The sequence below is a fragment of the Streptomyces chengmaiensis genome, from assembly GCF_029846775.1.
Classification (GTDB): Bacteria; Actinomycetota; Actinomycetes; order Streptomycetales; family Streptomycetaceae; genus Streptomyces; species Streptomyces chengmaiensis.
Map to the genome: position 1 here is coordinate 37,191 of NZ_JARWBG010000035.1, position 12,892 is coordinate 50,082.

Genomic DNA, 12,892 nt, shown 5'->3' on the forward strand with positions numbered 1-12,892 from the left:
CGACGGCACACCACCTCCACAGCAGCAGCAAGCAAAGCTCCGACGTACCCCTCTGCGTTCCCTCAACGCACCGTTTGCCGGAGGCAACACCGTGAAGGAAATCCTGGACGCGATTTCGTCGACGGACAGCACGTCCGCCGACTTCGCCGCACTGACGCTCCCCGAGTCGTACCGCGCGGTGACCGTGCACAAGGACGAGGTCGAGATGTTCGCCGGCCTCGACACCCGGGAGAAGGACCCCCGCAAGTCACTCCACGTCGAGGACGTCCCGCTGCCCGAGCTCGGGCCCGGCGAGGCGCTCGTCGCGGTCATGGCCAGCTCGGTGAACTACAACTCCGTCTGGACCTCGATCTTCGAGCCGCTGCCCACCTTCGGCTTCCTGGAGCGCTACGGGCGGCTCAGCGAGCTGACCCGCCGCCATGACCTGCCGTACCACATCATCGGCTCCGACCTCGCGGGCGTGGTCCTGCGCACAGGACCGGGCGTCAACGCCTGGCGGCCCGGTGACGAGGTCGTCGCCCACTGCCTCTCCGTCGAGCTGGAGTCCTCCGACGGCCACAACGACACCATGCTCGACCCCGAGCAGCGCATCTGGGGCTTCGAGACCAACTTCGGCGGACTCGCCGAGGTCGCACTGGTCAAGTCCAACCAGCTGATGCCCAAGCCCGACCATCTGAGCTGGGAGGAGGCGGCCGCTCCGGGCCTGGTGAACTCCACCGCGTACCGCCAGCTGGTCTCCCGCAACGGCGCGCAGATGAAGCAGGGCGACAATGTGCTGATCTGGGGCGCGAGCGGCGGTCTCGGCTCCTACGCCACCCAGTTCGCCCTCGCCGGCGGCGCCACGCCGATCTGCGTCGTGTCGAGCGACCAGAAGGCGGAGATATGCCGCTCCATGGGCGCGGAGGCGATCATCGACCGCAACGCCGAGGGCTACAAGTTCTGGAAGGACGAGCAGACCCAGGACCCCAGGGAGTGGAAGCGCTTCGGCAAGCGCATCCGCGAGCTGACCGGCGGCGAGGACGTCGACATCGTCTTCGAGCACCCCGGCCGGGAGACCTTCGGCGCGTCCGTGTACGTCACCCGCAAGGGCGGCACCATCGTCACCTGCGCCTCGACCTCCGGCTACCAGCACGAGTACGACAACCGCTATCTGTGGATGTCGCTCAAGCGCATCATCGGCTCGCACTTCGCCAACTACCGCGAGGCGTGGGAGGCCAACCGCCTGATCGCCAAGGGCAAGATCCACCCCACGCTGTCAAAGGTCTACTCCCTCGACGACACCGGCCAGGCCGCGTACGACGTCCACCGCAACCGCCACCAGGGCAAGGTCGGCGTCCTCTGCCTCGCCCCCGAAGAGGGCCTGGGCGTGCGCGACGAGGAGATGCGCGCCAAGCACCTCGACGCCATCAACCTGTTCCGTGACGCGCCGGCGGAGCGGACTGCCGAACACAGCCGGAACGTCTGAGGTTCCTGACATGACAGAGCGCAAGAGGGACCGGCCGTGGCTGATGCGGACATACGCCGGCCATTCCACGGCCGAGGCGTCCAACGAGCTCTACCGGCGCAATCTCGCCAAGGGCCAGACCGGTCTGTCGGTGGCGTTCGACCTGCCGACGCAGACCGGCTACGACCCCGATCACATCCTCGCCCGCGGCGAGGTGGGCCGGGTCGGGGTCCCGGTCTCCCATCTCGGGGACATGCGCCGGCTGTTCCAGGACATCCCGCTGGAGCAGATGAACACCTCGATGACCATCAACGCCACCGCCATGTGGCTGCTGGCCCTCTACCAGGTGGTCGCCGAGGAGCAGGGCGCCGATGCCGCCAGGCTGTCGGGCACGACGCAGAACGACATCGTCAAGGAGTATCTGTCCCGCGGGACGCATGTCTTCCCGCCCGGTCCCTCGCTGCGCCTGACCACCGACATGATCACCTACACGGTGGCGCACATCCCCAAGTGGAACCCCATCAACATCTGCAGCTACCACCTCCAGGAGGCCGGGGCCACACCCGTCCAGGAGATCGCCTATGCGATGTCCACCGCGATCGCCGTCCTGGACGCCGTTCGCGACTCCGGTCAGGTGCCGCAGGAGAAGTTCGGCGACGTCGTCGCCCGTATCTCCTTCTTCGTGAACGCGGGCGTCCGGTTCATCGAGGAGATGTGCAAGATGCGCGCCTTCGGCCGCATCTGGGACCAGGTCACCCGTGAGCGGTACGGGGTCGAGAACCCCAAGCAGCGCCGCTTCCGCTACGGCGTCCAGGTCAACTCGCTCGGTCTGACCGAGGCGCAGCCCGAGAACAACGTCCAGCGCATCGTGCTGGAGATGCTGGCGGTGACCCTGTCCAAGGACGCCCGCGCCCGGGCGGTGCAGCTCCCGGCGTGGAACGAGGCGCTGGGCCTGCCCCGGCCCTGGGACCAGCAGTGGTCGCTGCGCATCCAGCAGGTCCTCGCCCACGAGAGCGACCTGCTGGAGTACGAGGACATCTTCGCCGGCTCGCATGTCATCGAGGCCAAGGTGGACGCCCTGGTCGAGGAGTCGCTCGCGGAGATCGGACGCATCCAGGAGATGGGCGGCGCCATGGCGGCCGTCGAGTCCGGCTATCTCAAGTCGCAGCTCGTCTCCTCGCACGCCGAGCGCCGGGCGCGGATCGAGGCCGGCGAGGAGAAGATCGTCGGTGTGAACTGCTTCGAGTCGACCGAGCCCAATCCGCTCACCGCCGATCTGGACACCGCGATCATGACGGTGGACCCGGAGAACGAGGCGCGGGTCGTCGCCTCGCTGCACGAGTGGCGGGCGCGCCGTGACGAGACGCGGGCCGCCGAGGCGCTGTCCGCGCTGAAGAAGGCCGCGGCCGGCACCGAGAACCTGATGGCCGCCACCGTGGAGTGCGCCCGCGCGGGCGTCACCACCGGCGAGTGGGCCTGGGCGCTGCGGGACGTCTTCGGTGAGTTCCGTGCGCCGACCGGGGTCTCCAGCGCCCCCGTGGCAGTGGCCGCCGAGGCGGGCTCGCCGCTCGCGGTCGTACGGGAGAAGGTCGCCCGCACGGCCGAGGAGCTGGGGTCCGGCCGGCTGCGGCTGCTGGTCGGCAAGCCCGGACTGGACGGCCACTCCAACGGCGCGGAGCAGATCGCCGTACGGGCCCGTGACGCGGGCTTCGAAGTGGTCTACCAGGGCATCAGACTGACCCCGGAGCAGATCGTCAACGCCGCGCTCGCGGAGGACGTGCACTGCGTCGGCCTGTCGATCCTGTCCGGCTCGCACGCCGAACTGGTGCCCGATGTGCTGCACCGGCTCCGCGAGGCCGGGGCGTCCCCCGGGGCAAGCGACGCGGGAGACACCCCCATTCCGGTCATCGTCGGCGGGATCATCCCCAACGGCGACGCCGCCGAACTGAAGGCGGCGGGCGTCGCCGCCGTTTTCACCCCGAAGGACTTCGGCATCACGGAGATCATCGGCCGTATCGTCGACGAGATCCGCAAAGCGAACAAGCTCAGCCCTCTCGAAAACACGGAGGTCCCCGTATGACCCGCCCGTCGCCCGCCACCGCCCAGCCTGACGGCCGCTCCGCGACCGGCCCCTCCGGCGCCGTGAACCGGCTGCGCCCACGCCGCTCCTGCCTCGCGGTGCCCGGGTCCAACCCCCGCTTCCTGGAGAAGGCCCAGGGGCTGCCGGCCGACCAGGTCTTCCTGGACCTCGAGGACGCCTGCGCACCGCTGGCCAAGCCCGAGGCGCGGCACACCATCGTCAAGTTCCTCAACGAGGGCGACTGGACGGGCAAGACGCGTGTCGTCCGGGTGAACGACTGGACGACCCACTGGACGTACCGGGACGTCGTGACGGTCGTCGAGGGCGCGGGCCCGAACCTCGACTGCATCATGCTGCCGAAGGTCCAGAGCGCCGAGCAGATCACCGCGCTGGATCTGCTGCTGACGCAGATCGAGAAGACGATGGGCTTTGAAGTCGGCAGGATCGGCATCGAGGCGCAGATCGAGAACGCGCAGGGGCTGAACAACGTCAACGCGATCGCGCAGGCGTCGCCGCGCATCGAGACCATCATCTTCGGCCCCGCCGACTTCATGGCGTCCATCAACATGAAGTCCCTGGTCGTCGGCGAGCAGCCGCCCGGCTACCCGGCGGACGCGTACCACTACATCCTGATGAAGATCCTGATGGCCGCCCGCGCCAACGACCTCCAGGCGATCGACGGCCCCTACCTCCAGATCAAGAACGTCGACGGCTTCCGCGAGGTCGCCGGCCGCGCCGCCGCCCTGGGCTTCGACGGCAAGTGGGTGCTGCACCCGGGCCAGGTCGACGCGGCCAACGAGGTCTTCTCGCCCTCGCAGGAGGACTACGACCACGCGGAGCTGATCCTCGACGCCTACGACTACTTCACGTCGGAGGAGGGCGGCAAGAAGGGCTCCGCGATGCTCGGCGACGAGATGATCGACGAGGCCAGCCGCAAGATGGCCCTGGTCATCGCCGGCAAGGGCCGCGCCGCCGGCATGGCCCGCACGTCGACGTTCGAGAAGCCGGAGGCCTGACGCCGGCCCATGCGGTTCGGCGCGACCGAGATCCCCCGCCCCGGGCCCCGCAGGGGCCCGGGGCCAGCACCCGGAGAGGCAGCACCCATGCAGTTCGGCCGCACCTACGAGGAGTTCACGGTAGGCGACGTCTATCGGCACTGGCCGGGAAAGACCGTCACCGAGTACGACGACCACCTGTTCTGTCTGCTCACCATGAACCACCACCCGCTTCACATGGATGTGAACTACGCGGAGAAGACGACGGACTTCGGCAGGAACGTCGTCGTGGGCAACTACATCTACTCGCTGCTGCTCGGCATGTCCGTGCCGGACGTCTCCGGCAAGGCGATCGCCAACCTGGAGATCGAGTCGCTGCGGCACGTCGCCCCGACCTTCCACGGGGACACGATCTACGGCGAGACGAGAGTGCTGGACAAGACGCCCTCGAAGTCCAAGTCGGACCGCGGGATCGTGTACGTGGAGACCAAGGGCTACAAGCAGGACGGCACGCTGGTCTGCGTCTTCCGCCGCAAGGTGATGGTGCCGACCGAGACGTACATCAAGGACCGCGGCGGCGAGCAGCCGGGCAGGCCCGAGCTGAACGAGCCCCCGAAGAAGGCGGAGAAGTAAGCCATGACCCGACTCGCCCAGACGCACGGGCTGACCGACGTCCAGCAGGAGATCCTGGCCACGGTCCGGGACTTCGTCGACAAGGAGATCATCCCGGTCGCCACCGAGCTGGAGCACCGTGACGAGTATCCGACGCAGATCGTCGAAGGGCTCAAGGAGCTCGGCCTGTTCGGGCTGATGATTCCCGAGGAGTACGGCGGGCTGGGCGAGTCGCTGCTCACCTACGCCCTGTGCGTGGAGGAGATCGCCCGCGGCTGGATGTCCGTCTCGGGCATCATCAACACGCACTTCATCGTGGCGTACATGCTCAAGCAGCACGGCACCCAGGAGCAGAAGGACACCTTCCTGCCCCGGATGGCGCTCGGCGAGGTGCGCGGCGCGTTCTCCATGTCCGAGCCGGGGCTCGGCTCGGATGTGTCGGCCATCACGTCGAAGGCGGTGAAGGACGGCGAGGAGTACGTCCTGAACGGCCAGAAGATGTGGCTGACGAACGGCGGCTCCTCGACGCTGGTGGCCGTGCTGGTGCGGAGTGACGAAGGACACCCCGAGGGAACCGCGCCGCACAAGTCGATGACGACCTTCCTGGTGGAGAAGGAGCCCGGCTTTGGAGAGGTCCGTCCCGGACTCACCATCCCCGGGAAGATCGACAAGATGGGTTACAAGGGCGTCGACACGACCGAGCTCATCATGGACGGACTGCGCATTCCGGCCAATCGGGTACTCGGGGGCGCCACCGGCCGAGGGTTTTACCAAATGATGGACGGCGTCGAGGTCGGGCGCGTGAATGTCGCGGCACGTGGCTGCGGCGTCGCTCAGCGTGCGTTCGAACTGGGTGTCTCCTATGCCCAGCAGCGCCACACCTTCGGCAAGCCGATCGCCCAGCACCAGGCGATCCAGTTCAAACTCGCGGAGATGGCCACCAAGGTCGAGGCCGCTCATGCGATGATGGTCAACGCAGCTCGCAAAAAGGACTCCGGGGAGCGAAACGACCTGGAGGCAGGGATGGCGAAGTACCTCGCCTCCGAGTACTGCAAGGAAGTCGTCGAGGACGCCTTCCGCATCCACGGCGGCTACGGCTTCTCCAAGGAGTACGAGATCGAGCGCCTCTACCGCGAGGCCCCGATGCTGCTGATCGGTGAAGGTACCGCCGAGATCCAGAAAATGATCATTGGGCGTCGGCTGCTCGAGGAGTACCGGTTCCAGGGTTGATTGCCGCGTTTGAGCCGGTTTGGCCGCGAAGAAGATCACACCCTGTTATCCGCTTCCGGCCGCCGACTCGTCTTCTGGCTTTCCCAGTTGCGGCCCGCACCCGATAACATCGCGGGAAAGCCGCCGTCCCCCCGTTGCCAGCGCGGCATCATCCGCTACGAAGGTCATCCATGCCCCACAGCCAAACCTCTGCACCTCGCGACAGCCTCCTCGGCGTACGCCTCGCGCGCGGAGCATCGCCGTGGCTTCTGCCGACCGTCGCCACCGCGGCACTCAGCCTGGCGCGCTCGCGCCGCTCCAGGCGCGCCGCGGCCATCGCCGTGCCCACCACCGCCCTCGCGGCGGGCATGCTGTGGTTCTTCCGCGACCCCGAGCGCGAGATCGCCCAGGGCCGGGTCATCTCGCCCGCCGACGGTGTGGTGCAGAGCATCATGCCGTGGAAGGACGGACGCACCCGCGTCGCGATCTTCATGAGCCCGCTGAACGTCCATGTCAACCGTGCGCCGCTCGCGGGCACCGTGACCTCGGTCGAGCACGTCCCCGGCGGATTCGTTCCCGCTTTCAACAAGGAGAGCGAGAACAACGAGCGCGTCGTATGGCACTTCGACACCGAGCTCGGCGACATCGAGATGGTGCAGATCGCCGGCGCCGTGGCCCGGCGGATCGTGCCGTACCTCCCCCAGGGCGCCAAGGTCGAGCAGGGCGAGCGCATCGGGCTCATCCGGTTCGGCTCGCGCGTTGACATCTACCTCCCGGAAGGTGTCGAGGTCGCCGTCGAGGTCGGGCAGGCCACGACCGCGGGGGTGACTCGCATTGACCGTGATTGACCCCAACACACAGGCGGCCGGCTGGGCGGCGGAGACCGAGGAAGAGGACGACACGGAGGACATGCCGCTGTCGCTGCGGCTGTCGATAGCGGACACCCTCACCCTGGGCAACGCGACCTGCGGCTTCATGGCGGTGTACTTCACCACCACCGGCATTCTGATCCCACATCTCACCGGCAGCGACGAGACCGGCATGGCGCGGCACTCCGCCGCGACCGCCGTGATCCTGATGCTCTGCGCGGCGATCTTCGACCTGTTCGACGGTCTGGTCGCGCGCAAGCTGCGCAGCTCGCCGATGGGTGCGGAGCTGGACAATCTCTCCGACCTGATCAGCTTCGGGCTGGCCCCGGCGTACTTCGTGCTGGTCTACGGCATGGTCGCCGACGACGCGCACCAGCGGGTCTCGGCGGTGGCGGCGATCGTGGTGCTGCTGGCGGTGGTGCTGCGGCTTGCCAGATTCTCCTGCGTGACGATGAAGGACGGCATGTTCCAGGGCATGCCGAGCCCCTTCGGGGCGCTCACGGTCGTCTCGATCGTGCTCCTCGAGCTGCCCTTCATCCCCACCCTGCTGGCGATCATCGGCACCGCTTGGCTGATGGTGAGCCGGGTCGAGTACCCCAAGCCGCGGGGCGTCCTCGCGGTGGCGATGCTCGGCTGGATCATCTCCGCAATGGGCCTGCTGGCGGCGTGGGCGTTCGACGCACCGGGCGGCCAGCTGCTGCTGCAGACGGGCTGTGCGCTTCAGGTGGTGCTGGGGGCGGTGATCCCGCTCTTCGCGACGGCACGTCGTGTGAACACGTTCCGCGACAACCGGCGCGAGGCGAGGGCGGCCTCGCAGCTGCCCTGACGGACGGCGAACGAGTAGGAGGGCCCCGGCGCGCAGTGCGCCGGGGCCCTCCCCCTTTCCCCCTTTTCCGCCTCCACCCCGGCGGGCAGCACGCCCCCTGTGCCCCCGCCGATCCAGCGGGGGCACAGGTCCGAAGCCGCCGCTCCGAGCGAGCGCCCCGCCACGCCCCCGGCTTCCGGTCTGCCGGCTTCCGGCTCCCGGTCTGCCGGCTCCCGGTCTGCCGGTCTCCAGGCCCGTGGGCTCACCTTGGGTGGGGGCCGGGGGCTGAGCCTCCGGTTGCGGGAAGGGGCGGGGAGGGGGAACGGCCCACCCTCAGCCCAGGAACTCCCACGCGATGTTCTCCGCCACCCTCTCCAGCAGCCGTCCCGCCTCCGCCATACAGCGGGCCGGGTCGGGCTCCAGGTCGAGGAGAGGGTACGCACGGCGGATGCCCGCGCGGCCGAGGGCTTCGGGCGACAGGGCCAGGCGGCCGCAGACCGCGACGACCTCGACGCCCCGGGCGCGGGCCGCCGCCGCCACTCCCGCCGGGGCCTTGCCATGGAGGGTCTGCTCGTCGAGGGAGCCCTCGCCGGTGATGACGAGGGTCGCCCGCTCCAGCGCCGGGGCAAACCCGAGCACGTCGAGCATGACCTCGATGCCGGGGCGGAAGCCGGCGCCGAGCCCGACCAGCGCCCCGTAGCCGATGCCGCCCGCCGCGCCCGCCCCGGGCGCCAGCGCGCACTCCGCGGCCCGGGGGCCGACCGCCGTCTCCAGCACGGACGCGTAGTGGGCGAGCGCCGCGTCCAGCGTGGCGACGTCCTCCGCGCTCGCCCCCTTCTGGGGGCCGTAGACGGCCGGCGCGCCCTTGGGCCCGGTCAGCGGATTGTCGACGTCGCTGGCGAGTACCAGCTCCACGTCCTTGAAACGTGCGTCGAGGCCGGAGAGATCGGCCGCGGCGAGCTCCCGCAGCCCGCCGCCACCCGGCGGCACGGGCTCACCCTGCGCGTCGAGGAAGCGCGCCCCGAGCGCCGCGAGCATCCCCGCCCCGCCGTCCGTCGTCGCACTGCCGCCGACGCCGAAGACGATGGTGTTCGCGCCCGCGTCCAGCGCGGCCCGCAGCAGTTCCCCCGAGCCGTACGTCGTCGAGGTGAGGGGGGCGAACACTCCCTCGGGCAGATGCTGCAGGCCGGAGGCCTCGGCCATCTCCACCACCGCGGTGCCGTCCCGGAGCGCGAACGCCGCCGTCAGCGGCTCCCCGAGCGGCCCGGTCACTCGCACTTCGCGCCGCTCGAAACCGGCCGCGACCGCCGCCGCGACGGTGCCGTCTCCGCCGTCCGCCACGGGCAGCGTCTCGACCGCGAGCCCCGGCACCGCCCGCCGCAGGCCGGTCATGACCCGTTCCGCGACTTCCACGGCCGTGAGCGAGCCCTTGAACTTGTCAGCCGCGACGAGCACGCGCGCAGGCTGAATCACTGCTCCGTCCGTCACCTTGCATCCTTTGCTGTCGAACAGGCAGTCGCGCCGCACCGACCCTATCCGCACCCGCAGACGGCGTGCCACCCCGTCATGCACGGATATCGCACACCATAGTGTGACGCCATGAGCACGGAACCGATCGATCATCTGAGGCCTGAGGAGGCCAGACCCGATCACACCATCGTCAGCATCGGCATCCTGGCGGTCGCGGGGGTGGTGGCCTGGGCGGCCCTCGGCAAGGAGTCGTTCGACGAGGTTTCGTCCACCGCCCTGGGGTGGGTCCTCGACAACTTCGCCTGGCTGTTCGTGGTGGCGGCCGATGTCTTCCTGGTGCTGAGCATTCTGATCGCCTTCAGCCGGTTCGGCCGGGTGCGCCTCGGCAGTGACGACTCGGAGCCGGAGTTCACCAATCTCGCGTGGATCGCGATGATGTTCAGCGCCGGCATGGGCATCGGACTGATGTTCTTCGGCGTCGGCGAGCCGCTCCAGCACTATCTGAGCCCGCCGCCCGCGAGCGGCGCCGAGCCGCAGACCAACGCCGCCGCTGCCGCCGCGATGGAGTTCTCCTTCTTCCACTGGACGCTCACCCCCTGGGCGATCTACGGCATCGCCGGACTCGCCCTGGCGTACGCGGGCTTCCGCAAGGGCCGAGGCAACCGGCTGAGCGCCGCGTTCGTGCCGCTGATCGGCGCGCGCCGCGCGGTGTCCTGGCAGGGCAAGGTGATCGACCTGCTCGCGGTGTTCGCGACGGTCTTCGGCACCGCGACCAGCCTGGGCCTCGGCGCGCTCCAGGTGGCGAAGGGCCTGAACCTGACGGCCGATGTCACCGACGACATCTCCACCCAGCTGACGATCATCGTCGTGCTGGGATCGGCGTTTGTGGTCTCGGCCTTCTCCGGGCTGCACCGGGGCGTGAAGTGGCTGAGCACGATCAACATCGTGCTGGCCGCCGTGCTGATGACCTTCGTCTTCCTCCTCGGGCCGACGGTCTACATCCTGGACACGATCCCGGAGTCGGTCGGCGGCTATCTGAACGACCTGCTGTCGATGGCCACCGCCACCGGGGCGTTCACCGACGCCGAGTGGATGGGCGCGTGGACCATCTTCTACTGGGCCTGGTGGCTGTCCTGGGCCCCGTTCGTGGGCACCTTCATCGCCCGTATCTCCCATGGGCGCACCGTCCGGGAGTTCCTGATCGGCGTGCTGCTGGTGCCCAGCGGCGCGACCGTCCTCTGGTTCTGCGTGATGGGCGGCACCGCGATCCGGCTGGACTCGACCGGCGAGGAAGACCTGAGCGCGACGGTCGCCCAAGGGGTGGAGGCCTCGCTCTTCGGCATGCTGGACGGGCTGCCGCTGTCCACGGTCACCTCCTATGTCGCCATGGTGCTGGTGATGACGTACTTCGTCACCAGCGCCGACTCCGCCTCACTGGTGATGGGCTCGCTCACCAGCCGCGGGGCGCTGCACCCGCCGACCTGGCTGGTCGTCATCTGGGGCGTGCTGATGGCGTCGGTCGCCGCGGTCCTGCTGGTCGTCGGCGGACTGACCTCGCTGCAGACCGCCACGATTCTGGTGGCGCTGCCCTTCGTGGTCGTGATGCTGGGGCTGTGCTGGGCACTGCTGACGGAGCTGCTGACCGATCCGGGCGCGGGTCCGCCCCGGCATCACGCCCTGCACGGGCTGCGCGACGCGGTCAGGGCGATGGTCGGCGAGGCGATCACCGAGCAGACGCCGGGCCGGCACCACCGGCTGCGCCGTGCGGCGAAGTCCCGCTCCGAGACCGACGAGCGCGACGGCGGGACGGGCTGAACCAAACCGGATGGCGTCAAGACGCCGCGCCCCAGGACACCGTCCGCACCGGTCGCCGCCCATGTCCTACGCTGCCACGTGTGACCAGCACTTCCGGCCCTTCCAGCGTTTCCGGCCCTTCCGGCCCTTCCGGCCCTTCCGACCGTGAGCCCGGCGCCGACTACTCCTCGTACATCGCCTCCCTGCCCCGCATCCTGGCCGGGGCGGCCGCGCTGTTCCGGGACGAGGAGGGCCGCGTCCTGATCGTGGAGCCCAACTACCGTCCGGGCTGGGCGCTTCCCGGCGGGACCGTCGAGTCGGACCACGGGGAGAGCCCGCGCGAGGCGGCCCGCCGGGAGACCCTGGAGGAGATCGGCCTCGATGTGGAGTTGGGCGCGCTGCTCGCTGTCGACTGGGTGCCGGGCCCCGGGCGGCCTCCGATCGTGGCGTACGTGTACGACGGCGGGGTGCTGAGCAAGGCGCGACTCAAGGCGATCCGGCTGCAGGAGGACGAACTGCTCTCCTGGCGCACGGTCTCCCGCGCCGACATCCCGGCCCATCTGCCGGGGGCGCTCGGCCGCCGCGTGCTGGCCTCGCTGGACGCGCTGGAGGCGCGGACGGGCCCGGTGGAGTTGGAGAGCGGACGGCCGCCGGCCACCGGTCCCGGCTGACCGTGCGGCGGCGGTCCGCTCCGGCCGCGGGATGCCGACGGCCGGAAGGACCCCGGCCGCTGAACGGCCGGCGGGCTCCGGTCCGTCGCCGTCGCCGTACATGGTCCGCGGTCTCGGCCGTCGCTGTGCGTGGTCGACGGCGCCCCGGATAACGGCTCGCCGTCGCCGCAAGTCCCTGCGTACGCTCGCGGCATGACTCTCGTCGCCATCCTCAGCGGCGCCGGCATCTCCACGGACTCCGGCATCCCCGACTACCGCGGTCCCCAGGGCCTGTGGCGGCGTGATCCGGAGGCCGAGAAGCTCGTCACCTACGACTTCTACATGGCCGATCCCGAGATCCGCCGCCGCTCGTGGCTGATGCGCCAGGAGAGCGCCACCTGGCGCGCCGAGCCGAACGCCGCGCACCGGGCCGTCGCGGAGCTGGAGCGGCAACCCGGCGTCTCACTGCGGGTGATCACGCAGAACGTCGACGGACTCCACCAGCTGGGCGGCATGCCCGAACGCAAGGTGCTCGAACTGCACGGCACCGCGCGGACGGTGGAGTGCACCGGCTGCCATGCCCGTACCCCGATGGCCGAGGCGCTTCGGCGGGTGGCGGCGGGCGAGGGCGACCCGCCGTGCCTGGACTGCGGCGGCATCCTCAAGTCGGCGACGGTGATGTTCGGACAGCGGCTCGACCCCGTCGTGCTGAGCCAGGCGATGTCCGTCGCCAAGGCCTGCGAGGTGTTCGTCGCGGTCGGCTCCTCGCTCCAGGTGCAGCCCGCCGCGTCCCTCGCGGGCATCGCGGCGGAGCACGGGGCGCGGCTGATCGTGGTGAACGCCGAGCCGACTCCGTACGACGAACTGGCCGAGGAGGTCATCCGCGAGCCGATCGGCACGGCGCTTCCGGCGCTGCTGAAGCGGATCGCCGCGGTTTAGCGCTCGGGGCTCCGCCCGCGGACCC

At 69.8% G+C, this 12,892-nt stretch carries 11 protein-coding genes; 10 read left to right on the plus strand and 1 reads right to left on the minus strand.

Annotated elements, in window-relative coordinates; translation table 11 throughout:
* Positions 1-91 precede the first annotated feature (91 nt).
* The 7 genes from ccrA (at position 92) to pssA (ending at position 8,035) form a co-directional block, all read left to right on the plus strand.
* Positions 92-1,465, plus strand: a complete 1,374-nt coding sequence (ccrA, locus tag QCN29_RS25195; RefSeq protein WP_279930996.1) for a crotonyl-CoA carboxylase/reductase — start codon at positions 92-94, stop codon at positions 1,463-1,465.
* Positions 1,466-1,475: 10 nt separating this feature from the next.
* Entirely contained in the window at positions 1,476-3,524 is a 2,049-nt protein-coding gene (locus QCN29_RS25200; RefSeq protein WP_279930997.1) for a protein meaA, read from the plus strand.
* Positions 3,521-4,540 carry an HpcH/HpaI aldolase/citrate lyase family protein gene (locus tag QCN29_RS25205; protein ID WP_279930999.1) on the plus strand — a complete coding sequence of 340 codons (1,020 nt, stop codon included), beginning with the start codon at positions 3,521-3,523 and terminating at the stop codon, positions 4,538-4,540. Before QCN29_RS25200 ends, QCN29_RS25205 begins: the two co-directional genes overlap by 4 nt.
* Positions 4,541-4,627: 87 nt before the next feature.
* Complete coding sequence (locus tag QCN29_RS25210; RefSeq protein ID WP_240135143.1) at positions 4,628-5,152, plus strand: MaoC family dehydratase; 525 nt, start codon at positions 4,628-4,630, stop codon at positions 5,150-5,152.
* A gap of 3 nt (positions 5,153-5,155) precedes the next feature.
* Positions 5,156-6,361 (plus strand): acyl-CoA dehydrogenase family protein, encoded by a 1,206-nt coding sequence (locus QCN29_RS25215; RefSeq protein ID WP_279931001.1) that lies wholly within the window; start codon positions 5,156-5,158, stop codon positions 6,359-6,361.
* Positions 6,362-6,531: 170 nt separating this feature from the next.
* On the plus strand, positions 6,532-7,188 hold the full coding sequence (locus QCN29_RS25220) for a phosphatidylserine decarboxylase (protein WP_240135141.1): 657 nt from the start codon (positions 6,532-6,534) through the stop codon (positions 7,186-7,188).
* Positions 7,181-8,035, plus strand: a complete 855-nt coding sequence (gene pssA / locus QCN29_RS25225) for a CDP-diacylglycerol--serine O-phosphatidyltransferase (protein ID WP_279931035.1) — start codon at positions 7,181-7,183, stop codon at positions 8,033-8,035. The genes QCN29_RS25220 and pssA overlap by 8 nt, the downstream gene beginning before the upstream one ends.
* A gap of 312 nt (positions 8,036-8,347) precedes the next feature.
* Here pssA and QCN29_RS25230 read toward each other — a convergent pair whose 3' ends face one another.
* Complete coding sequence (locus QCN29_RS25230) at positions 8,348-9,502, minus strand: glycerate kinase (protein ID WP_279931002.1); 1,155 nt, start codon at positions 9,500-9,502, stop codon at positions 8,348-8,350.
* Between the two features lie 111 nt (positions 9,503-9,613).
* Here QCN29_RS25230 and QCN29_RS25235 point away from each other — a divergent pair, with 111 nt between their 5' ends.
* The 3 genes from QCN29_RS25235 to QCN29_RS25245 all read left to right on the plus strand — a co-directional run bounded on the left by QCN29_RS25235 (position 9,614) and on the right by QCN29_RS25245 (position 12,867).
* Complete coding sequence (locus QCN29_RS25235) at positions 9,614-11,299, plus strand: BCCT family transporter (protein ID WP_279931003.1); 1,686 nt, start codon at positions 9,614-9,616, stop codon at positions 11,297-11,299.
* Between the two features lie 173 nt (positions 11,300-11,472).
* The gene (locus QCN29_RS25240; RefSeq protein WP_279931036.1) at positions 11,473-11,949 is read left to right on the plus strand and encodes an NUDIX hydrolase; all 477 of its coding nucleotides are present in this window, start codon (positions 11,473-11,475) and stop codon (positions 11,947-11,949) included.
* Positions 11,950-12,141: 192 nt separating this feature from the next.
* A complete protein-coding gene (locus tag QCN29_RS25245; RefSeq protein WP_279931004.1) occupies positions 12,142-12,867 on the plus strand; it encodes an SIR2 family NAD-dependent protein deacylase in 726 nt (241 codons plus the stop codon).
* Positions 12,868-12,892 lie beyond the last annotated feature (25 nt).